The following is a 22,571-nucleotide window of genomic DNA, read 5'->3' on the forward strand; positions in this document are numbered from 1 at the left end:
TCGTTAGGCCGCCGAGCGGCCTTCTTCATCAGCCTGAGCAGCCAGGAACTGGTCCGGATTGTTCAGTACAACAATTGTGGGCGTCCGGCCTTCAGGCCAATGACGATGGCCGGCGGGGACATGGTCCACTCCACCAGCGTTCCAAGGGTGACATTTGGCGAGCCTTTTGGCTGCGAGCCAGCTGCCCTTCACGGCGCCATGCACCGTTACTGCTTCCAGCGCGTACGCGGAGCAAGAGGGAAAGAAACGGCACACCTGGCCGTACAGGGGCGAGATGACCTTGCGGTACGTCTTCAGCAAGAGGATAAGAATGTTGCGGGGCAGCTCCCAGAGGAACGTGCCGACCGCCGCCGGCAGATTCCTGGGGGGAACCTTGCCGGAGGGGTCGCTTGAGGAAGGAACGACGGCGGTGCTTATGTCATGCACGCGGTGTCCCTTCCGTTGTGGTGCCGTTGTGTTCAGTCGAAGCGTTGCGTGGAGCTGAGCCACTCAATCGCTTCGTCGTCACTGCCAGTGCGGCGTTGTAGTCCGAGAGCAGTTGCTCCCAGCTGGCAGATGCAGCTGCGGGCAACGCCCGGACCACCACCGCCAGACCCGTTCCATGCTTGTGCAAGGAAAGAGCGCCTGCTTCTCTCAGTCTCCTCTTAACGAGGTTCCTGGTCACGGCGTTCCCGACGGCTTTGGAGACAATGAAGCCGATTCGACTCGGCTCCCCGGCCCCGATAGAGGCCGTATATAACACTAAGTTCCGGCGTCCATTGCGGACGCCGGAACGTACAGTTGTTGAAAAGTCGGTAGACGTCCGCAGACGGTTAGGGGTGGCTAGCACCGTCGAACCCGCAAAAAGACCCTGACCGACAAGTCAGTTATTTACGCCGACAGTTCGACGCGGCCCTTGCCGCGACGGGCAGCCAGGATGGCGCGGCCGGCACGGGTGCGCATACGAAGGCGGAAGCCGTGCTTCTTGGCCCGACGGCGGTTATTCGGCTGAAAAGTCCGCTTGCTCACGTTAGTTACTCCAGTGGATCAAAGGTGCGCCCACCCGATCAAAAAAGGGGAAGAACTGGCCGACGCTAAGTTTTGTATGTGCCTGCCGCCGTTGCCTTCCGCACGGTGAACGTACGGAGTTACAACTGATCTCAAAAGCGGACACAAAGGACTTCACAACGTTAGGGCAAAAAGGCACCCACAGTCAAACCGGGAGCCTGCTGCAGAGCTATCCACAGCTGTGCCCAACCCCCGTTCCCAGCCTGTGGATGAAGTGGCTCACAGGCCGCAATCCGGAACAACAACGGTGTAATTATCCACAGGCAACTTCCCAGCTATCTTCTAGCGATTTCATCCCCTAGAGTGGCTCAGTAGCCCAATGTCCACCCGCTGTGTATAACTCTGTGGATTATCGCCCAGAACAGCGCCGCCGGAGACACTTCGGCTGCCAGCAACGCCGGCAAGCAAGTATTTAGGAACTGATTGATGACAGTAGACGAAGCCAACCACGCCAACACTGTCGGAAGTTCCTGGCGCAGGGTGCTGAGCCTCATGGAACAGGACGACCGGGTATCACCCCGTCAGCGCGGTTTCGTCATCCTCGCCCAGGCACAGGGCCTCATAGGTTCCACACTCTTGGTGGCCGTTCCCAACGAACTCACCCGCGAAGTCCTGCAGACCCAGGTCAAGGATGCCCTGGACGATGCCCTTCGCAGCGTTTTCTCTGACGACATCCGCTGCGCCATCGACGTCGACACCGATCTGGTGCCGGTCCATGCAGAGCCGGAACCCGTCGTCGAGCTTTCCGCCGTATCCGACTTCGCCGAGCCGAAGCCCCAGCCCACTCCGCCCAGTACCTCGCATGAGTTCGGCCGCCTGAACCCGAAGTACATCTTCGATACTTTCGTGATCGGTTCCTCGAACCGCTTTGCGCACGCGGCCGCCGTCGCTGTCGCCGAAGCGCCGGCCAAGGCGTACAACCCGCTGTTCATCTACGGCGACTCTGGCTTGGGCAAGACCCACCTGCTGCACGCCATTGGTCATTACGCCCGCCGGCTCTACAGCGGCATCCGGGTCCGCTACGTGAACTCCGAGGAATTCACCAACGACTTCATCAACTCCATCCGGGACGACGAAGGCACCAGCTTCAAGACCACGTACCGGAACGTGGATGTGCTGTTGATCGATGACATCCAGTTCCTGGCGGGCAAGGACCGGACGCAGGAGGAGTTCTTCCACACGTTCAACGCCCTGCACAATGCCAACAAGCAGGTTGTCATCACCTCGGACCAGCCGCCAAAGATGCTCGCCGGCTTCGAGGACCGCATGACGTCCCGCTTCGAGTGGGGCCTGCTGACCGACATCCAGCCGCCGGAACTCGAAACCCGCATTGCCATCCTCCGCAAGAAGGGCCTCAGCGAAGGCTTGTCGGCACCGGACGACGCCCTGGAGTACATCGCCTCGAAGATCTCCAGCAACATCCGGGAACTCGAGGGGGCTTTGATCCGCGTCACGGCGTTCGCCAGCCTCAACCGCCAACCGGTGGATGTAGCCCTGGCTGAGATGGTGCTCAAGGACCTGATCACTGACGACGGCGCCCAGGAGATCACGGCGAAGCAGATCCTGGACCAGACGGCGGACTACTTCAAGCTCAGCATGGAAGAGCTCTGCAGCAAGTCCCGCACCCGTACGTTGGTGACCGCCCGCCAAATCGCCATGTACCTGTGCCGTGAACTGACGGACATGTCCCTGCCGAAGATCGGGCAGGAGCTCGGCGGCCGTGACCACACCACCGTCATCCACGCTGATCGCAAGATCCGCGAACTGATGGCGGAACGTCGTGTGATCTACAACCAGGTCACTGAGCTCACCAACCGCATCAAACAGCAGCAGCGCGACTCCTGAAATCCACACCGCGGCCGCTACTACATACCTTATTAACAGGTGCATGTGGATAAGCCTGTGGATACTTAAGGGGACAAGCTCGGTTAATGGGCTTAAAACCCTTAAGCCGCCTGTGGATCGTTAAAAACCGGCTTGGGAGTTGTCCCCATCCACACCCTGTTTAAAACCCAGTTAACGCACAATGAGTGAACAGGGCTTAACCGCTGAACGACGCGGCAGGATCGGGTTATCCACAGTTTCCACAGCAGTTATTAACACTACGAATCCCAAAAAATTGAAATCCCTCAAATAACAATCTCGTTCTGCCACCGTCCCGCCGCCAGGGGCGGACCACAGACGGACCCCAAAGGCCGCCTGCGGCTGTCCACATACGAAGGGTCCGGCCCGACGGGGATGGGTTAATCGCGGATCTTCCGGCTAAGCTGTCAGCAGCGCTCCCATCCTTGGGTCTGTTTGTAGTTCGCTGAGTGCGGACCATGCAGGTTCCGGTGCCGGAATGCAGAGATTTAGCGGCTTCCACGCAGGAATCCGCAGCTACTACTTGACAGCAGCAATGAAAGGCGGCACCCCTCCGTGAAGTTCAGAGTCGACCGCGACGTCCTGGCAGAAGCCGTTACGTGGACCGCGCGGTCGTTGTCTCCGCGGCCGCCAGTACCCGTGCTCTCCGGCCTCCTCCTCAAAGCTGAGGCAGGAACGGTCAGCCTCTCGAGCTTTGACTACGAGACTTCGGCACGCCTGGAAATTCCGGCAGATATTGCTGTTGAGGGCACCATTTTGGTCTCGGGACGCTTGCTGGCCGATATCTGCCGCAGCCTTCCGTCAGCTCCCGTGGAAGTCGAAACCGATGGCAGCAAAGTGACTCTCACTTGCCGTCGAAGCAGCTTCCATCTCGCAACCATGCCCGAGGCTGAGTACCCGGCACTCCCCGCACTTCCCACCATCAGCGGCACGTTGCCCGGCGATGCTTTCGCCCAGGCTGTTTCCCAGGTGATTATTGCGGCCAGCAAGGACGACACCCTCCCGATCCTGACCGGCGTGCGCATGGAGATCGAGGACGACCTCATCACGCTCCTTGCCACCGACCGTTACCGCCTCGCCATGCGCGAAGTCCCTTGGAAGCCTGTTACTCCCGGGATTTCCACCAGCGCCTTGGTCAAATCCAAGACCCTGAACGAGGTAGCCAAGACCCTCGGCGGCAGTGGCGATATCAACCTCGCCCTTGCAGACGACGACAGCCGGCTCATTGGCTTCGAAAGCGGTGGACGCACCACAACGTCACTCCTGGTGGATGGCGACTACCCCAAGATCCGTTCGCTGTTCCCGGATTCCACACCCATCCACGCCACGGTTCAGACCCAGGAACTGGTTGAAGCCGTTCGGCGTGTTTCCCTGGTAGCCGAGCGGAACACTCCGGTCCGACTCGCCTTCACCCAAGGACTCCTGAACCTCGACGCCGGTACCGGCGAGGACGCCCAGGCTTCCGAGGAGCTCGAGGCACAGCTTTCCGGCGAAGACATCACCGTGGCCTTCAACCCGCATTACCTCGTTGAAGGTCTGAGCGTTATCGAGACCAAGTACGTTCGCTTCTCCTTCACCACCGCCCCCAAGCCGGCCATGATCACGGCCCAGGCAGAGGCGGATGGCGACGACCAGGACGACTACCGCTACCTCGTGATGCCGGTTCGCCTTCCCAACTAACCGGAACGTACCCGCCACCTTCGCAGAAAAGAGTTCACACTGTGCACATCGGTCTGATCGGCCTCGGCAAAATGGGTTTCAACATGCGCCAGCGCATGCGGAACGGCGGCATCGAGGTCACTGGTTTCGACCGCAACCCGGACGTCACTGATGTTGCTTCCGTGGATGAACTCATCGCAGCACTTCCCAGCCCGCGTCTGGTGTGGGTCATGGTGCCTTCAGGCGCGATCACCGATGCAGTGGTGACCGAACTGGGTGAGAAGCTCAGCCCAGGTGACTTGGTGATCGACGGCGGCAACTCACGTTTCACCGAAGACCAAAAGCACGCTGCCGCCCTTGCCGAAAAGGGCATCCGTTTTGCCGATTGCGGTGTTTCCGGAGGTGTGTGGGGCCTCGAGAACGGTTACGGCCTGATGGCAGGAGGCGCCGATGAAGACATCGAGCTCGCCATGCCGGTTTTCGACGCCTTGCGTCCTGAAGGCGAACGTGCCGACAGCTTTGTCCACGTCGGCGGTGTTGGCGCCGGCCACTACGCAAAAATGGTCCACAACGGGATCGAGTATGGCCTCATGCAGGCCTATGCCGAAGGCTACGAACTGCTGGCAGCCAAGGACATCGTGAAGGACCTCCCTGGTACTTTCCGGGCTTGGCAAAAGGGAACGGTGGTCCGCTCCTGGCTCCTGGACCTCATGGTCAAGGCGCTGGACGAAGATCCAGGCCTGGCTTCGATTGACGATTACGTCGAAGATTCCGGCGAGGGCCGCTGGACCGTGGAGGAAGCGATCGCCAATGCAGTGCCGGCGCCGGCCATTACTGCGGCGCTTTTCGCGAGGTTTGCTTCCCGCGAGGACAATTCACCGGCCATGAAGATGGTTTCTGCCCTGCGTCACCAGTTCGGCGGACACGCCACCCGTCCGGCCAACTAGGCCGCAGGAGTCCTGCAAACGGCGTGTACCTCGAACATCTTTCGCTGGCTGATTTCCGCAGCTATGCCCAGGTTGACCTGAAACTTGGCCCTGGCGTGACTGTCCTTGTGGGATCCAATGGAATCGGCAAGACCAACCTGATGGAAGCCATTGGATATTTGGCGACGCTGAGCTCCCACCGCGTCAGCACGGACGCGCCTTTGCTCCGTTTCGGTGCGGAACGCGCCATGATCCGCGCCAAGCTGGTCCGCGGGGAACAATCCACGGTTCTCGAACTGGAAATCAACGCCGGGCGGGCCAACCGGGGCCGTATCAACCGCGGAAACCCGGTGCGGGCCAGGGACATTCTGGGGATCTGCCATACGGTGTTGTTTGCGCCGGAGGACTTGGCTCTGGTCAAGGGCGATCCCTCGAATCGCCGCCGTTTCCTGGATGAGCTGCTGGTCATCCTCGTGCCACGGCATGCTGCCACGCGAAGCGACTATGACCGCGTCCTGAAGCAGCGCAACGCCCTGCTGAAATCCGCCCGGACGGGAAAATTCTCGGCGGGTCATGAGGCAACCCTGGATGTTTGGGACCAGCATATGGCCCGGGCCGGCGCCGAACTGCTCCACGCCCGTCTGGAACTGGTGGAACGTTTGCGGCCCCACCTGAACAGCGCCTATGCGCAGCTGACCGATGGATCCAAAGAGGCGGGGGCGGTCTACCGCTCAACCATCCAGGGCGTCCTGGACGACGACGGCGGTCCAGCCGACCACGGTACGGAACCTTCGGCGTCGGTTGACGACCTCCGGCTGCTGTCCGTGGATGAACTCACCGAACGCTACATCCAGGCTTTCGCAGCATCGCGGAAAAAGGAACTGGAACGCGGCATCTCCCTGGTGGGTCCGCACCGCGATGAACTGGAACTGGTGTTGGGCCAGGCTCCAGCTAAGGGTTATGCGTCCCATGGTGAAACATGGTCCATGTGCTTGTCCCTGCGCCTTGCTTCCTACTACGTGATGTTGGATGACGCCCGTACGGGTGGAACCGCTCCGATCCTCATTCTGGACGATGTTTTCGCTGAGCTTGACGTCCAGCGGCGGCGTAAACTGGCTGCAATAGTGGCCGGTGCCGAGCAAGTGCTGGTGACTGCCGCCGTCGATGCCGATATCCCCGAGGAGCTGGCCGGACGGCGCGTAACCGTTGTTCCGGGAGGCATCGATGGCGAAGGATAGCCGCGACGGTCTTCAACCCGGTCGCGATCCGGATGAGATTGATGCTGCCCAGGCGGCGTTGAACCGAATGCGCGAGGCCGCGGCTGCACGCGGCGAAGTACGGCAGCGCGCACCCCGGCCAGGGTCTGCCCCCCAGCGCAAGGGAATCCGGGATACCAGGGGTTTTGCGAAATTCCACGGCAGCGGCCGGGATCCTTTGGGACTCGGCAATGTGGTGGGCCGCTTGGTGGCTGAGCGCGGATGGACGTCCCCTGTGGCTGTTGGATCCGTAATGGCGGAGTGGGAGACACTTGTTGGGACGGATATTTCCGCCCACTGCACGCCGGAGAGTTTCACTGACACTACGCTCCACGTTCGCTGCGATTCCACGGCGTGGGCGACGCAGCTCCGCCTGCTCAGCACGAGCCTCCTGGAGATGTTCCGCAATGAACTGGGTGAAGGAGTGGTGACCAGCATCCAGGTCCTGGGTCCTTCGGCTCCAAGTTGGCGTAAAGGCGGGCGCAGCGTCAATGGTCGCGGCCCGCGCGATACTTACGGCTAAACGGCGTGCAGGGCGATTCAACGCCCCGGAGTCGTATAGGCCCCCATCGGGACCACCGTAGGGCCATTGCAGATAGGGCCAGCGGCCTCCTATGGCCATATTCAGCTCTCGGCTGCCCCCGTATTTGCAAGGATTCGCGGGTTTCCACGATAGAATTGGCGTAGATCACTGAGCGCCGGTGAAACGTCGTCGGGGTCCTGGATCCACTCTTGTGGCATGGGGACCCCTTTCGTCGGAGTAATCGGCGCAATCAGTCACGTGCCCGTTGACGGCTGCGGTACGCCGCGGACACCACCGGGAACGGCCGACATCGAGTACAGAGGAGTCGAAAGCGCCTGTGGCTAACGACAATGCAGAGACCTTGGCAGTAGAGCCCGAAGAGGAGACTGTTCCCAAGCCTGACACGCCCGCAGAGGCGCCCAGGGAGTACGGTGCCAGCGACATCACCGTGCTGGAGGGCCTCGAAGCGGTGCGCAAACGCCCCGGTATGTATATCGGATCCACTGGTCCCCGCGGCCTGCACCACCTGGTCTATGAAGTGGTGGACAACTCTGTTGACGAGGCACTGGCCGGGTATTGCAGCCACATCGAGATCACCCTACGCGCCGACGGCGGCGTTCGTGTCGTAGATGACGGCCGTGGTATCCCCGTGGACATTCACCCGACCGAAGGCAAGCCGACGGTTGAAGTGGTCATGACAATCCTTCACGCCGGCGGTAAGTTCGGAGGCGGCGGCTACGCTGTTTCCGGCGGCCTCCATGGTGTGGGTATCTCCGTGGTGAACGCTTTGTCCCGCCGTGTGGACACGGAAGTCCGCCGCCAGGGCCACGTATGGCGCATGACCTTTGCTGACGGCGGCAAGCCCCAGGGCGAACTCGTCAAGGGTGAGGCCACTGACGTTACCGGAACGTCCCAGACGTTTTACCCGGATGGCACCATCTTCGAGTCCACCGAGTTCGATTTTGAAACACTCCGGGCCCGTTTCCAGCAGATGGCCTTCCTCAACAAGGGCCTGCGCATCACGCTGACCGATGAGCGTCCGGTGTCCCGTGACGGCGATGATGATCTGGATCTCGACGCCGTTGCCACCGAAGGCGAAGTCGCCGCCGAGCACCGCACTGTGGTGTACCAGTACCCGGACGGCCTGCTGGACTACGTTAAGCACTTGAACTCGAACAAGAAGGTCGAGATTGTCCACGAGGACGTCATCGCTTTCGAAACCGAGGACACCGAACGGCATATCGCCGTTGAGGTAGCCATGCAGTGGACCACCGCGTATTCCGAGAGCGTCCACACCTACGCGAACACCATCAATACCCATGAGGGCGGAACGCACGAAGAGGGTTTCCGCGCCGCGATGACGTCGCTCATCAACCGGTACGCGCGGGAAAAGAGCATCATCAAGGAGAAGGAAGACAACCTCACAGGTGATGACATCCGTGAAGGCCTGACTGCCGTTATTTCCGTCAAGCTTTCCGAGCCACAGTTCGAAGGCCAGACCAAGACCAAGCTGGGCAACTCTGAGGTCAAGGGCTTTGTCCAGCGCGTTGTCACGGATCAGCTGGGTGACTGGCTGGAGCGCAACCCCGGTCCCGCCCGCGACGTGATCCGCAAGGCTATCTCGGCTGCCCAGGCACGCATGGCAGCACGCAAAGCCCGTGATAACGCCCGCCGGAAGAGCCCGCTGGAATCGTTCGGCATGCCCGGAAAGCTTTCCGACTGCTCCTCCAAGGATCCTTCACGTTGCGAGGTGTACCTGGTGGAGGGTGACTCCGCAGGTGGTTCCGCCAAGCGCGGCCGCAACCCGGAAACCCAGGCCATCCTGCCATTGCGCGGCAAGATCCTGAATGTCGAGCGTGCCCGCTTGGACAAGGCCCTCGGCAACGCTGAAGTCCAGTCCATGATCACCGCCTTCGGAACGGGCATTGGCGAAGACTTCGATATTTCCAAGCTGCGCTATCACAAGATTGTTTTGATGGCCGATGCTGATGTTGATGGCCAGCACATCACCACCCTTCTGATGACGCTGTTGTTCCGCTATATGCGCCCGCTGATCGAAAACGGCTATGTCTACCTGGCCCAGCCGCCGCTGTACAGGATCAAGTGGTCCAACGCAGCTCACGACTACGTTTACAGTGACCGCGAACGTGATGAGACCATCCGCAAGGGTGCTTCCATGAACAAGAGGCTCCCCAAGGACAACGGCATCCAGCGCTACAAGGGTCTCGGCGAAATGGACTACACCGAGCTGTGGGACACCACCATGGATCCGGATCGCCGCACGCTGCTGCAGGTCACCATGGATGATGCCCTGGCTGCCGACCAGACCTTCTCCGTCCTGATGGGCGAGGACGTTGAATCGCGCCGTAACTTCATCCAGCAGAACGCCAAGGACGTCAGGTTCCTCGATATCTAGGGCTCCACAAGGGCACCTGAATATTCTCGAACTGACATATACCTGAAACGGAAACCTTAGATTATGAGTGACGAAACTCCCGAAGTCCCGGCGGAATCCACTGCCGACGACGTAGTTCTTGAGGGCGATGTGCTGACAGACCGCGTGGAGCAGGTGGACCTGCAGACAGAGATGCAGCGGTCCTACCTCGACTACGCCATGGCCGTTATCGTCGGCCGCGCCCTCCCGGACGTCCGCGATGGCCTGAAGCCGGTGCACCGCCGCGTTCTGTACGCAATGTTCGACGGCGGTTACCGCCCCGACCGCTCGTTCAACAAGTGCGCCCGCGTGGTTGGCGACGTCATGGGTACCTATCACCCGCACGGTGACATGGCGATCTACGATGCCTTGGTGCGCCTGATCCAGGACTGGACCATGCGGTACCCGCTGGCACTTGGCCAGGGCAACTTCGGTTCACCGGGCAACGATGGCGCTGCTGCACCGCGGTACACCGAAACCAAGATGGCACAGCTGGCCATGGAAATGGTCCGGGACATTGACGAGGAAACCGTCGACTTCCAGGACAACTACGACGGCAAGAACCAGGAACCCACCATCCTGCCGGCGCGCTTCCCCAACTTGCTGGTCAACGGCTCTTCCGGCATCGCCGTCGGCATGGCCACCAACATTCCGCCGCACAACCTGCGAGAGGTTGCCGACGGCGTGCAGTGGGCTCTCGAGAACCCCACGGCCACGCGGGAAGAGCTTCTTGAGGCTCTGTTGCTGCGCATCAAGGGCCCCGACTTCCCCACGGGTGCCACCATCCTGGGCCACAAGGGCATCGAAGACGCCTACCGTACCGGCCGCGGCTCCATTACGATGCGCGCCGTGGTCAACGTCGAGGAACTCCAGGGCCGTACCTGCCTGGTGGTGACCGAGCTGCCGTACCAGGCCAACCCGGACAACCTGGCCATCAAGATTGCCGAACTGGTCAAGGACGGCAAGATTTCAGGCATTGCGGACCTCCGCGATGAAACCTCCGGCCGTACCGGCCAGCGCCTGGTGATCGTGCTCAAGCGCGATGCGGTGGCCAAGGTGGTCCTGAACAACCTTTACAAGCACACGCAGTTGCAGGACAACTTCTCGGCGAACATGCTGGCAATTGTCGACGGCGTTCCGCGCACCTTGAGCCTTGACGCCTTCATCCGTCACTGGGTTGCGCACCAGATGGACGTCATTGCACGCCGCACCCGTTACCGCCTGCGCAAGGCCGAGGAAGAAGCGCACATCCTGCGCGCGCTCCTCAAGGCACTGGACATGCTGGATGAGGTCATTGCCCTCATCCGCGCGTCCAACACCACAGAGGCTGCCCGTGAAGGCCTCATGGAGCTCCTCGAGATCGACGAACTCCAGGCCCGCGCCATCCTGGACATGCAGCTCCGGCGACTGGCCGCCCTGGAACGACAGAAGATCCAGGACCGCCACTCCGAGCTCGAGTCGATGATCGAGGAATACAACTCGATCCTCGCTTCGGAGGAGCGGCAGCGCCAGATCATCAGCGAAGAACTCGCGGAGATCGTGGCCAAGCATGGCGATGACCGCCGCACACACATCCTGATGGGCTTCGACGGCGACATGTCCATGGAGGACTTGATCCCCGAAGAGGAAATGGTTGTCACCATTACGCGCGGCGGCTACGTCAAGCGCACCCGCAGCGACAACTACCGTTCCCAGCAGCGCGGTGGCAAGGGCATCAAGGGTGCACAACTGCGTGGCGACGACGTCGTGGAACACTTCTTCGTCACCACCACCCACCACTGGCTGCTGTTCTTCACCAACCTGGGCCGCGTGTACCGTGCCAAGGCCTACGAGCTGGCAGAAGCTGGACGTGACGCCAAGGGCCAGCACGTGGCCAACCTGCTGGCTTTCCAGCCTGATGAGCACATCGCCCAGGTCCTTGACCTCCGGGACTACCAGCAGGCCCCCTACTTGGTGCTCGCCACCAAGAACGGCCTGGTTAAGAAGACGAGGCTCGAAGACTACGACACCAACCGCACGGCCGGCGTCATCGCCATCAACCTGCGCGACGAGGACGAGCTGGTTTCCGCACAGCTGGTCAGCGAGACCGACGACCTCCTCCTGGTGTCACGCAAGGGCCAGTCCATCCGCTTCACGGCCACCGATGACGCACTGCGTCCCATGGGCCGCGCTACGTCCGGTGTGACCGGTATGAAGTTCCGTGAAGACGACGAATTGCTTGCTGCAGACGTCGTCCAGGACGGTTCCTTCGTCTTCATCGTGACCGAGGGCGGCTACGCCAAGCGGACCGCCGTGGACGAATACCGCTTGCAGGGCCGTGGCGGCCTGGGCATCAAGGTTGCCAAGCTTGCCGAAGACCGCGGTGACCTTGTGGGTGCCTTGATCGTGCAGGAAGAGGACGAAGTCCTGGTGGTCATGGAGGGCGGCAAGGTGGTCCGCTCGGCTGTCACCGGCGTGCCGGCCAAGGGCCGTGACACCATGGGTGTCATCTTCGCCAAGCCGGACAAGAACGACCGCATTATTGAGGTTGCGCGCAACAGCGAACGCGGCTTGGAAGTCGAAGAGTCAGAAGACGGACTCGACGATGACGTAACGTTGGCTGCAAACGACGGCGCCCCTGAGGCGACCGTGACGGCCGAAACGGAAAACGACGCAGACCCGGAAACCGAAACGGGCGCGGAGCTGAACGAAGACAACACCGGAGGTAACGAGTGAGTAATTCCGACTCATATCCCAAGCCGAGCACAGGTGTCCCCGGCGGACTCCGGCAGCCCTCGGGCAGCGCCCAAGCAGGAACGCCTGCGCGGCCCCAACAGCGTCCAGGAACTGGGGCTGCTGGAACCGGCGCCGCCGGCGCACGCCCAGCAACTGGCACCAACTCCGCGCAGCGGCCCTCCGGGGCTCCCGGACAACGGCCGGCCCAGGCAACCCAGCGTCCTGCAGGCGCTCCGGGACAACGTCCGGCACAGCCCGGACAGCGCCCTGCCCAGTCAGGTCAGCGCCCCGCCCAGGGTGCCCCCGGCTTGGTGAAGCCTGCTCCCAAGGCCAAGGTCCGCCGCGCTCGTTTGCTGGTCAGCAAGGTGGATCCCTGGTCTGTCCTGAAGATGGCGTTCCTCTTGTCCGTTGCGTTGGGCATCGTCACAGTGGTGGCTGCCATCGTGCTGTGGACTGTGTTGGATCTCACAGGGATCTTCAACCAGGTTGATAGCCTCCTGGGGACCCTGGCAGGATCCGAAGGAAGCGGTTTTGAACTGAAGAAGATTGCGTCCCTCGGCCAGGTGGCATCCTTCGCCACCATCATTGCCGTGGTGAACGTGGTCCTGCTGACCGCACTCTCCATGCTTTCCGCAGTGCTGTATAACATTTCCGCAACGTTGGTTGGTGGCGTCGGCGTCACTTTGACCGACGACTAATAAAAACCCGCGGAAATACGCCGAAATTGGCAGAATTTCCGCATGGAAATGCCTCGATTTGAGATCGGGCCGGGATGTGCTGTACAGTCATATCTCGGCCCGATGAGGCATCGGGGCGTATAGCTCAGGCGGTTAGAGCGCTTCGCTGATAACGAAGAGGTCCCAGGTTCAAGTCCTGGTACGCCCACGGAACCGAAAGAGGTTCAGGTAAAACTGAACCGGAATGAGGTGCTTGTGAAGAAGTTGCTGGTAGTTGTAGCAGCGGCAGTCGCAGGTCTCCTGGTCTATAAAAAGGCACAGGAATCCGAAGCCCGGAAGGATGTCTGGAGCAAGTCAACCGACACGGTGGACTAGCCGAGGAGCCCGGTCTGAGCTGGTAAATACCAGCCTGGACATGGGGTATGATTGACGGGTTGCTTCTTATGGGGGCATGGCGCAATTGGTAGCGCACCTGCTTTGCAAGCAGGGGGTTCGGGGTTCGAGTCCCCGTGCCTCCACCATAAGAAAAGTCCCGGTCAGAAATGACCGGGACTTTTGCTTTTAACTCCGTAACCCCGCCAACACCCAACAAGGCCGGTGCCACCTTGCCGCGCCCACGCCGCGCGCTTCCACCATTGCTACGCATTTCCGGGCGGCACCAGCGAATGTGCGTGTCATCAACGAATGCCCGCGGCACCAAGGGGGAACTCAGCCAGCCGGAACCTGCTGCAAGGCTCGCTCAAGGAACGCTGCCAGCTCGCTGTTCCCCAAGACGGGAGTCACCACACCCAGCTCCAGGGTGGGCTGTGTCTTGGCCCCAGCGGTCTTCAGGGCACCCTGCACTTTGAGCCGTGCTGCGGTTGCGGCCTCTGTATCGCCTCGCTTGTCCGCCTCCAGCATGGTGATGGCCTCCTCCACTCCTCGTCCGTACTCAGCAGCCGCTGCAACCCACGTAGAGCCGTCCTGTGCGAAACCGGGCTCCGCCATCCGTGGCAGGAGCCCGGGAAGCCGCTGAAGCAACCCAGCGCGGTCCTTCAACGCCCCCGAGGGTTGCGTGCCGGCGTCGTACTCCGCCCAGAACTGGTCAATATCGTGCCGCAATTCTGGAGCGGAAGGGGTGAGTTCGTCGTCCTGCCAATCCTGATTCAGGTCCACGAAGGCCCGTACGGCAGCTTGGACCTCAGGATCGGGCCCGGCGAGCAAGGCCAACGCGGCATTCATGGAATGGGAGGCGTCATAGGCGGGGCCGTTCCAGGAGAGGTCAGCGTAGTTGAAGATGGCGGGCAGGGAGAGATAGGGCTGGATCATTGGGTTGGTGACGATGCCCTGGATGGACCCGTGCAGATCTGCGTCCCTGCCGATGACGGGTGCCAGGAAGAGATGGTCCTGGGAGAAGTCGTTGACCGGATAGTTATCCCAGATGACTATGCTGCGGGAGGCGCCGGGTGTCCCGTAGGTCTGGCCCGCTGTCTCAGCTGACTTCCGGGTAATCCGGTGGGAGACGACTTCTTCACCCGTCCACTGCACCACAATTCCGGGGTTTAGCGCCTGACCGAGTTCGCGCTTGTACGGAGTGCTCGGTGAGCCGTTGTAGAAGGTGGGGACCGTTTCCAACGGGAGGACCCCGTCCTTGGCTGAGATGAACTTTTCATTCACGTCGTTAAGGAAGGACGCCTGTGCCTTCGCCAGGTTTGCTTGCCCCGCGCCGAATTCCCGGAGGTCTTCCGCGCATTGCACTTTTGTGGCGATGTCGTCCAAGGGAATCACGTACGAACGCACTCCCAGCGCATACAGGGATTCAAGCTTCGCCACTGCGTCCTCAAGATCGGCCTCGCGCGAATAACAAATGTCGATCCCTGGCGAAAGGGCATAGCTGAAGCGGACGTGATTGGCGGCAGCAGCGTCGATCAGTTCCTTCAGCTCCTCGAGCTCCTGGTCGGTGTACAGCTCGCGCCACTTGTCGCGCAGCAAAGGATCGTCCTTGGGCGAGTAGATGTAGGTGTTCATCTTCTGACTGCCCGCAAATTCAATGACATCCAGACGGGCCTGGTGGGACCACGGCGTGCCATAGAAGCCCTCAATAACGCCGCGGGTTTGCATCAGCGGCCAGTCACTGACCAGGACCGGGGCCACAGAGCCGGCCTTGAGCAACTGCCGGAGGGTCTGCACGGCGTGGAAGACGCCGTCGTTATCACGTCCGGCGAGGACCGCCGTCGGAACCCCGTCAGGCTGTCCGGTAGCAATGGCATAGCCTTCAGCGCGTCCAAGGGCATCACGAAGGGAGGAGTCGCCGTCCACGCTCAAAGCCTTGAGTGCCGGACCCATGGCGGACCCGGTGCCAAGGTGGATGGCAGATGATCCGTCGCGGGGGTTGGAAAGCTGCGTCACGACTTCAGCCGTGCCTCCAGCACCGGTCACGAGATCCTGCACGGCGGCGGTGGAGGCCTGATCGGTTCCGGCGGGTGCCACCACGTACACATGACCGGTCAACGGAACAGGGTCGCCGGTTGCGGTCCGGGCATGCTGCGGTACCGGGAAGATGCTCGGAACACCTGTCCCGTTTCCCCCGTTTCCCTGGGTTCCGTCAGGACGTTCACGTGAAACAGCGGCCCATCCAGCGATAATCAGGGCGGCTGTGAGCACGCCGGCCGCCACCAGCAGCAGGACTGACCGCCGACGCTTGACGGGTGCTTCGCTCAATCAAATAACCCCTTGGGTATGCCGTCACCGGCTGACGGGAATGCTGAGTCAAGACAACCACACTGTTGGAGCATCAGATAGGGGCTGGAACGCTCCCCCACCCCACTAGTGTTGATCCGTGACCTTTCTCATGGCCGCCCTGGGTGTTCTGGGTGTTGCCTCCTCCGGACCGCTCATTGCGGGCACCCTCGGAGCCACCTCAGTGACGGCACTGGCTATCGCTTTCTGGCGGAATGCGATCGGTGCGGTGGTGATGGCAGCTCCGGTGGCTGTCCGCGAGCCGAGAGCATTCGGCAGGATCACCCGTCGGGAATTCGGTTGGTCCACTGTTGCCGCCGTTGCACTGGCGTTCCACTTCGCTTGCTTCATCACCGCCCTTGAACTGACCTCGGTGGCGGCCGCCACTGCCTTGGTGTGCTTGCAATCCGCGTGGATCGCGGTCTTCCAGTTGTTCCGGGGCACACGGCATCGCTGGCCGGTGCTGGTGGGCCTGGGGATCGCTTTCGGCGGCGTGGTGGCCATTACCGGGTTCGATATGGGTTCCTCGCCGGAGGCCCTGCTCGGAGACTTGTTGGCGATTGCCGGCGGCGCTCTGGCGGGTCTCTATACACTTGCGGGCGGGAAGGCCCGCCAATCCATGGGAACGGGCACCTACACCACGCTCTGCTACGGCATGTGCGCAGCGATCGTGGCGGTGCTGGCACTGTTCAGCGCCCAGCCACTGACAGGGTTCGACGCCGGCGGCTGGCTTGGCATCATTGCCATCACCGTTTGCGCGCAGCTGGTAGGGCACACGGCGTTCAACCACTTGCTGGCCACGATGAGTCCGTTGCTGGTGTCCATGATCATCCTGCTGGAGATTCCGGGCGCTGCCATCCTGGCTGCCGTCTTCCTGTCTGAGACCTTGCCGGCCGGGACCTATGCGGGCTTGGCACTGATCCTGGCTGGCCTGGCCGTGGTTGTTGCCGGGCAGCGGCGGGGCCGCCCAGCAGCAGATCGACGCGAAGCTGAGTTGGGCACGGACTGAGGATCCGCCGTCGGGTGCTTGTCATCGGCGCTGCGCGCCTAGACACCACCGCGGCGGGCGCCCTGTGCGGCGTTTGCCGTGTGGATGGCCCGGAGGATCTTGGCCGGGAAGTACACCGAGAAGAACACCACCATGGGTGCTTTCAGGGCCATCTTTTTGACGTTGTGGGCCTTGTACGTCCGGTCGAAGCGCTGCACGTAGTAGCGGTAATCGCGGGGTGAATCCTCCAGCCGGCGGGCAGACATCCCGGACACCATCTGCGGCACGTACTGCACTTTGAGGTCGTGCTCGAAGAGGTGCAGTGACAGATCAATGTCCTCGTGCATTTCGTCCTTGGGATCCAGGCACGCTTCGTCGCGGATGGTCTCCCAGGCGGTGCGGCGAAGGGCCATATTGGAGCCAAAGAGGAAATGGTATTGGTGCTTGGCCAAGCGCAACATGAGCTGGCGCATTTTGTCGTCCGCCTTGAGGCCGAAGCGGCGCATGGGCATGTCGTAATAGACCACAGGACCCGTGGCCGCAGCGATCGACGGGTCTGTGAACGCCTTTTGGACTTGTTCAACCCAGTCCGGTTCCAGAACGGAATCTGCATCGATGCGTCCCACTACCTCGCCCGTGGCGCTGTTCAGGCCATGATTGCGGGTGGGGATCAGGCCCTGGAAGGCTTCCTGGCGCAGGAGAATGATGGGGCTTTCCGGGTATTCCTGCTGCATCTGGCGCACGATCCTGGCTGTGCGGTCCGTGGAAAGGTTGTCCACCACAATGATTTCGTCAGCAGGAACGGACTGGTAGATGGCCGCGATGAGGCACTGGCGAATGACGCTTTCCTCGTTATACGCCGGGATGACGATGGACACGCCCGGGGGCACCGGACCATCCTGAAGGGCACCCGCAGAGGGTCTATCGGCTGACATCACTCCAAATCTAACACTCGAGGCAGTGCGTCGGACGGAGCCTTGGGTTACAAGCCGGCAAACACTGAAGGGATCCCGGCGACGGCCGGGATCCCTTCAGTAGCTTGACGTGCCGGCCCCTGACAGGGGCCACTTGTCAGTGTTTAGTTCTGTACACCCTTGGCGTCGGAGTCCGAGCCCTCAGTGTCCTTGTGCAAGCTGGCCGCGATGTTCTTGACGGCAGTCTTGGCGTCGGTTGCCACCTTCGCAGAGGAGTCTTCAACGTTCTTGAAAGCATCCTCGGTGGCCTGCTCTGCCTCTGCTGCGGCTTCCTCCGGCGTGATGTCCTTGGTGCCGGATTCAGTCACTGCGGCAGCCGTTGCTGAGGCATCAGCCGAAGCCGGGGCAGCTGGAACCGGAGCGGGCGTCGGAGTAACCGGGGAAGGTGTCTTCCACGGATCCTCCACCGGCTTGGAAGCTTTCCATGCGGCAACGCCGGCGGCAGCGGCCGCGGCGATAACAGTCACGATCAGCCAGCCGCGCTTCTTAGGCTTTGGCTGTTCCTTCACCAAAGCGGTGGAAACGGCCTTGGTGGCCTGATCGGTCACTGCCTTGATCTGCTTGCCGGTGGCCTGCGCCTGCTCTTGGACGCTGTGCACAACGCCGGAATCAACCAGCTTCTGCGCTACGGCGTCAACCTGGGCCGGCGCGTTCTCCAACGCGTGGTGAACGGCTACCGAAGCCTGGCCCAATTGCTCGGACAGCTTGGGCAGGTACTCCTCCACCACTTTGTCCCGCGCGTGGCCGAGAGCCGGAGTGGCCTTGTTGAGCGTCTCCTGGATCCTGGGCGTTGCGTCCTCCACTACGTCATGGATCTTCGGCGCAAGGTGCGCCAATCCATCCTGAATCCGCGGCGTAACAACAGCAACGCCGTCGGCAAGGTTGTGCGCAGCGGACTTCAGCCCCTCTTGGATCTTGGGGGAAGCGGTATCAATGCCGTGCTGGATACGCGGAACAGCCCAGTTGACGGCGGCTTCCACGCGGGGTGCTGCCCAGTCGCGGGCGTTGTCCACACCTGCCACAACGGATTGTTCGAGGTCGCGGGCAATACGGTCTGATTTCTTCACAACTACCTCCCGATACACATGCTCGTTTGTTGCTAGCCTACGTCGCTTGTGGAACACCGGCTATTCATCTGCCCGATTCGTCCCGGATTTCACCGAGCGCGGAACCGGCTTTACAACTGCAACGGCGTTGACCCTGCATGGAAGAATGGGGCCATGACCATCGCAACCGCAAAAGCAACGATCCACACGACCCTCGGCGACATCAAGGTTGACCTCTTCGGCAACCACGCGCCCAAGACGGTCGCCAACTTCATTGGCTTGGCCACGGGCGAAAAGTCCTGGAACCACCCTGAAACGGGCGAAGACAAGACCGGGACGCCGCTGTACGACGGCACCATCTTCCACCGCATCATCAAGGACTTCATGATCCAGGGCGGAGATCCCCTGGGCCGCGGCGTTGGCGGACCGGGCTACCAGTTCGACGACGAAATCCACCCTGAACTGACCTTCAACGCTCCCTACAAGCTGGCCATGGCCAACGCCGGTATCCAGATGGGCAAGGGCACCAACGGGTCACAGTTCTTCATCACCACCGTGAACACCGACTGGCTCTTCGGCAAGCACAGCATCTTCGGCGAGGTCACGGACGAGGAATCCCGCAAGGTTGTGGATGCCATTGAGGCCGTCCGCACCGGCATGGGCGACCGCCCCGTTGAGGACGTCGTCATCAACAGCATCGACATCGAACAGCTCTAGTCAGACTCTGAACCTGAGCTCATGAGTTACGGAATCCCGTCGGCAGAGCCGTCCGCTGATATTCCGGTGTGCCCGAGGCACCCGGACAGGCCCTCCTATGTGCGGTGCCAGCGCTGCGGGCGCCCTGCGTGCCCCGAGTGCCAGCGGGCGGCCGCCGTCGGGTTCCAATGCGTTGACTGCGTCAACGAACAAAAACGTACGACGCCGGTCTACCGGTCGCCGTACGGCGGCGCCCTGGCTGTGGGCAAGCCCTTGGTGACGTACATGATCATTGGCTTGTGCCTGTTGATCTTTGTCCTTCAGTGGATCGTGCCCCGGGATGCGGTCTTCCAGAATTTTGCCTTCGCGAATATCTTCGCCGACAGCCAACCGTGGCGCATGCTCACCGCGGCCTTCCTGCATTCGCAGGGTTTCCTGCTTCATATCGTGCTGAACATGTACACGCTGTGGATCTTCGGACAAGCCCTTGAGCCTTTGCTCGGGCGTATCCGGTTCCTCGCTCTGTACCTGATCTCTGCCGTCGGCGGATCGGTAGGCTACCTGGCCCTGACCCCGATGTTTCCGCCCGTTGCCGTTGTGGGTGCTTCCGGGGCCATCTTCGGCCTCTTCGGAGCCATGCTGGTGGTGCAACGCCACCGTGGCGGTGAAACCAAACAACTCTGGGTCCTGATCGCCATCAATGGAGCCATCGGTTTCTTCGTTCCCAGCATCGCGTGGCAAGCGCACCTGGGTGGCTTGATCACGGGTGGCCTGGCTGCTGCCGTTATCGCCTACGCACCAAAGGGCAAGAACCAAGCCCTGCTGCAGGCCGGCGGGCTGATCCTGGTGGCTGGCCTGTTGGCCGTGGTCACGTGGTTCCGCGTCACTGCCGGATAGCCGCTCGTCAGCTGGTTTCCCCGTCCGCGGCCGGTTTAGCCTTCGTCAGCCTGCAATCGGCATCACCGGCTGCCGCAGGATGGTCTTGAGTTTCTCCGGTGCGGTGCGGCGCGGATCGCCAAGATAGATTTCATGGTGCTTGCCGGTCATAACCAGTGATTGACCGGGAATGAAACTGTTGTGCATCTCCTCAAGCACGGGTGCCTCATCATCGTAGGACCCAATGTGGAGCGTCTGCACGCTCATGCCTTCCTCCAACGGCCCCAACCGGAGTTCATCCAAGGCCGGGGCCTCCCCCTTTTTGGCCACCACTTCGCGTGCTGCATCAAAATGCTCATGCGTGATCCAATCCGGAACCAGGTTCATCAACGTCCAGTCCCACTGTGACTTGTCCCTGGCGCTGGTGAAGGACTCCATGTCATCGGCCCACCAGAGGGCCTCCAGGGGCATCACGCCGTAATCCTTGTCCAGCTCGTTCTTACTGAAGAACTTCAGCTTGTAGGCCACCGGATACAGAGTGGTCAGAGCGTCCTTGTAGGCCTGGGCGCTGTTGGGGTCTCCGTGGCCGTCGATCATCAGGAACTGCAGCGGTGGAACTGTTACTACCGAGAACTCGCCGTGCTTGGCGCTGTAGCTGGGGATCAGTTTCTTGAAGTCGCTCTTCATGCCACCACGGTACGCCCAAGCCCACACCCCGTCGGTGTACTCCGTTACGCCCAGCGGCAGTGGCGGCTGTCCGCGATGTTATCCACAACCGTTATCCACACTGTGTGTAACTTACATGCGTGTAGTTAGGCCCGCTTCCGGTCGTTGGGGCCGTGAGATCGGTAGATATCCCCCGAAAGGCATGAATTTCTCCACACCTGTGGATAACTTTGTCCCCGTTGGCCCCAGATCTGTGGACAAACAGAGTGATTATGGGCCCAGTGTGGACAACCCTGTTAATTACGTCCCACAGCTGCGTGTATCAACAGGCTTATCAACATTGTTAATAACTTACAGTCGTGTAGTTCAGGGCATTCCAGGGGCTCTGAGCCCCGTCATCGTGGGGATTTCCACTGAGAAACCCACAAGTTTTCCCCACCTGTGGATAACTTGTGCGTAGGTGGCTGTTATTAAGTGGGTAACTTTTTGGGCCCCTGCTGCCGGCCGTGTGATCAGCGGGGCAGTGTGGCTGTGGAAGGGCGGAGCCGATGTGCCGCCGATGTGCCCCCCAAAGCAACCCAGGGCAAAGCCGGCAATCCTACGATGTTGAACATTCGGTGAAACTTGGGGCACTATCCACAGCCCAGTACACAGTGGGTAAAACTGTTCTTACCCGGGAATGTGGCCAAAATTGGCGCCAGCCCAGCGATCCATGGCCGATTTCCATGGATGTCCACAGAGTTTATCCACGCCTGTGGATAAAGTTGCGCACTTCTGTGGACAAGGGCTGGGGGTTGCGGGGGTTGCCGCACGGGAATCACACCCACGCTGAGCCGATGGATCAGGCCCATACTCCCGACGACCCACGGCGATGACTGTCCATTAGATGGGTGTCAATGATGCCGATTGCTTCCATGAGGGCATACATGGTGGTGGGCCCAACGAAGGCGAAGCCCTTCTTCCGGAGTGCTTTGGAGAGTGCGACTGACTCAGGAGATGTTGTGGGAATGTCCGCATAGGTACGGGGAGCCGGGGTGGTGGGTGGCTGGAAAGACCATACAAAGTCCACCAGCCCGCCCTCTTCGCGCAGGGCAATAGTGGCCTTGGCATTGGTGATGGCTGCACGGATCTTGAGGCGGTTGCGGACAATCCCGGCATCCAGCATCAGCCGTTCGACGTCCTCATCTGTGAAGGCGGCAACGCTGTCCGGGTGGAAGTCCAGGAACGCAGTCCGGAATGCTTCCCGTTTCCGGAGAATGGTGGCCCATGACAGGCCCGCTTGGAAGGCCTCCAGACTGATGCGTTCGTACATGCCTTGCTCATCGCGGACAGGCATTCCCCACTCGTGATCGTAGTAAGCCTGCATGAGCGGGTCCGATGCAGCCCACAGGGGGCGGGCAAGGCCGTCCTCACCGACGACTGTGCCGTTGTCCGGGATCATTCATGCTCCTCCGCAGCCGGGGCTCCTGGAACCCGCGGCCAGTTGTTGTGGCGTCTGGGGATATTC

20 protein-coding genes and 2 tRNA genes are annotated in these 22,571 nt (G+C 61.2%); 14 read left to right on the forward strand and 8 right to left on the reverse strand.

The window, feature by feature from the left end:
- Positions 1 to 3: 3 nt before the first annotated feature.
- From yidD to rpmH, 3 genes are read right to left on the reverse strand one after another with little or no spacing between them, the layout of a single operon-like run.
- A complete protein-coding gene (gene yidD, locus AYX22_RS00180; protein ID WP_207595582.1) occupies positions 4 to 489 on the reverse strand; it encodes a membrane protein insertion efficiency factor YidD in 486 nt (161 codons plus the stop codon).
- Entirely contained in the window at positions 419 to 829 is a 411-nt protein-coding gene (gene rnpA, locus AYX22_RS00185) for a ribonuclease P protein component (RefSeq protein ID WP_207595583.1), read from the reverse strand. Before rnpA ends, yidD begins: the two co-directional genes overlap by 71 nt.
- Before the next feature lie 41 nt (positions 830 to 870).
- Entirely contained in the window at positions 871 to 1,008 is a 138-nt protein-coding gene (rpmH, locus tag AYX22_RS00190) for a 50S ribosomal protein L34 (RefSeq protein ID WP_011776797.1), read from the reverse strand.
- A gap of 465 nt (positions 1,009 to 1,473) precedes the next feature.
- Between rpmH and dnaA the strand changes: the two genes are divergently transcribed.
- The 11 genes from dnaA (at position 1,474) to AYX22_RS00240 (ending at position 13,621) form a co-directional block, all read left to right on the forward strand.
- Entirely contained in the window at positions 1,474 to 2,892 is a 1,419-nt protein-coding gene (dnaA, locus tag AYX22_RS00195) for a chromosomal replication initiator protein DnaA (protein ID WP_026541014.1), read from the forward strand.
- 573 nt (positions 2,893 to 3,465) lie between these two features.
- Positions 3,466 to 4,590, forward strand: coding sequence for a DNA polymerase III subunit beta (gene dnaN / locus AYX22_RS00200; protein ID WP_089593048.1), 1,125 nt, complete (start codon positions 3,466 to 3,468; stop codon positions 4,588 to 4,590).
- Between the two features lie 41 nt (positions 4,591 to 4,631).
- Entirely contained in the window at positions 4,632 to 5,516 is an 885-nt protein-coding gene (gene gnd / locus AYX22_RS00205) for a phosphogluconate dehydrogenase (NAD(+)-dependent, decarboxylating) (RefSeq protein WP_089593049.1), read from the forward strand.
- 23 nt (positions 5,517 to 5,539) lie between these two features.
- Entirely contained in the window at positions 5,540 to 6,733 is a 1,194-nt protein-coding gene (gene recF, locus AYX22_RS00210; protein ID WP_207595584.1) for a DNA replication/repair protein RecF, read from the forward strand.
- The gene (locus AYX22_RS00215; RefSeq protein ID WP_207595585.1) at positions 6,720 to 7,274 is read left to right on the forward strand and encodes a DciA family protein; all 555 of its coding nucleotides are present in this window, start codon (positions 6,720 to 6,722) and stop codon (positions 7,272 to 7,274) included. The genes recF and AYX22_RS00215 overlap by 14 nt, the downstream gene beginning before the upstream one ends.
- Positions 7,275 to 7,611: 337 nt before the next feature.
- Positions 7,612 to 9,690: a DNA topoisomerase (ATP-hydrolyzing) subunit B gene (gene gyrB / locus AYX22_RS00220; RefSeq protein ID WP_089593052.1), complete on the forward strand. Its 2,079-nt coding sequence runs from the start codon at positions 7,612 to 7,614 to the stop codon at positions 9,688 to 9,690.
- Between the two features lie 63 nt (positions 9,691 to 9,753).
- On the forward strand, positions 9,754 to 12,423 hold the full coding sequence (gene gyrA, locus AYX22_RS00225) for a DNA gyrase subunit A (RefSeq protein ID WP_207595586.1): 2,670 nt from the start codon (positions 9,754 to 9,756) through the stop codon (positions 12,421 to 12,423).
- Positions 12,420 to 13,121, forward strand: a complete 702-nt coding sequence (locus tag AYX22_RS00230; protein ID WP_207595587.1) for a DUF3566 domain-containing protein — start codon at positions 12,420 to 12,422, stop codon at positions 13,119 to 13,121. The genes gyrA and AYX22_RS00230 overlap by 4 nt, the downstream gene beginning before the upstream one ends.
- Positions 13,122 to 13,234: 113 nt before the next feature.
- Positions 13,235 to 13,308 (forward strand) — tRNA-Ile (locus AYX22_RS00235).
- A 47-nt stretch (positions 13,309 to 13,355) separates the two neighbouring features.
- Positions 13,356 to 13,475 (forward strand): DLW-39 family protein, encoded by a 120-nt coding sequence (locus AYX22_RS23940; protein ID WP_232481486.1) that lies wholly within the window; start codon positions 13,356 to 13,358, stop codon positions 13,473 to 13,475.
- A 70-nt stretch (positions 13,476 to 13,545) separates the two neighbouring features.
- Positions 13,546 to 13,621 (forward strand) — tRNA-Ala (locus AYX22_RS00240).
- Between the two features lie 187 nt (positions 13,622 to 13,808).
- On the opposite strand, the gene AYX22_RS00245 is transcribed toward AYX22_RS00240, so the two are convergent.
- The gene (locus AYX22_RS00245) at positions 13,809 to 15,800 is read right to left on the reverse strand and encodes a beta-N-acetylglucosaminidase domain-containing protein (protein ID WP_207595588.1); all 1,992 of its coding nucleotides are present in this window, start codon (positions 15,798 to 15,800) and stop codon (positions 13,809 to 13,811) included.
- Between the two features lie 118 nt (positions 15,801 to 15,918).
- Here AYX22_RS00245 and AYX22_RS00250 point away from each other — a divergent pair, with 118 nt between their 5' ends.
- Complete coding sequence (locus AYX22_RS00250; RefSeq protein ID WP_207595589.1) at positions 15,919 to 16,827, forward strand: DMT family transporter; 909 nt, start codon at positions 15,919 to 15,921, stop codon at positions 16,825 to 16,827.
- A 38-nt stretch (positions 16,828 to 16,865) separates the two neighbouring features.
- Here the strand turns inward: AYX22_RS00250 and AYX22_RS00255 are convergent, their stop codons facing one another.
- Together AYX22_RS00255 and AYX22_RS00260 are read right to left on the reverse strand one after the other, a co-directional pair.
- The gene (locus tag AYX22_RS00255; RefSeq protein WP_207595590.1) at positions 16,866 to 17,741 is read right to left on the reverse strand and encodes a glycosyltransferase family 2 protein; all 876 of its coding nucleotides are present in this window, start codon (positions 17,739 to 17,741) and stop codon (positions 16,866 to 16,868) included.
- A gap of 143 nt (positions 17,742 to 17,884) precedes the next feature.
- Positions 17,885 to 18,847, reverse strand: a complete 963-nt coding sequence (locus AYX22_RS00260; protein ID WP_207595591.1) for a hypothetical protein — start codon at positions 18,845 to 18,847, stop codon at positions 17,885 to 17,887.
- Between the two features lie 153 nt (positions 18,848 to 19,000).
- On the opposite strand from AYX22_RS00260, the gene AYX22_RS00265 reads away from it, so the two are divergent.
- Positions 19,001 to 19,543 (forward strand): peptidylprolyl isomerase, encoded by a 543-nt coding sequence (locus AYX22_RS00265; RefSeq protein ID WP_090822161.1) that lies wholly within the window; start codon positions 19,001 to 19,003, stop codon positions 19,541 to 19,543.
- A gap of 21 nt (positions 19,544 to 19,564) precedes the next feature.
- Positions 19,565 to 20,419 carry a rhomboid family intramembrane serine protease gene (locus tag AYX22_RS00270; protein ID WP_207595592.1) on the forward strand — a complete coding sequence of 285 codons (855 nt, stop codon included), beginning with the start codon at positions 19,565 to 19,567 and terminating at the stop codon, positions 20,417 to 20,419.
- Positions 20,420 to 20,464: 45 nt separating this feature from the next.
- Here AYX22_RS00270 and AYX22_RS00275 read toward each other — a convergent pair whose 3' ends face one another.
- Both AYX22_RS00275 and AYX22_RS00280 read right to left on the reverse strand, forming a co-directional pair.
- Entirely contained in the window at positions 20,465 to 21,085 is a 621-nt protein-coding gene (locus AYX22_RS00275) for a GyrI-like domain-containing protein (RefSeq protein WP_207595593.1), read from the reverse strand.
- Positions 21,086 to 21,905: 820 nt separating this feature from the next.
- Positions 21,906 to 22,505: a DNA-3-methyladenine glycosylase I gene (locus AYX22_RS00280; RefSeq protein ID WP_207595594.1), complete on the reverse strand. Its 600-nt coding sequence runs from the start codon at positions 22,503 to 22,505 to the stop codon at positions 21,906 to 21,908.
- Positions 22,506 to 22,571: the final 66 nt, after the last annotated feature.

It is taken from the genome of Arthrobacter sp. D5-1, assembly GCF_017357425.1.
Lineage (GTDB): Bacteria > Actinomycetota > Actinomycetes > Actinomycetales > Micrococcaceae > Arthrobacter.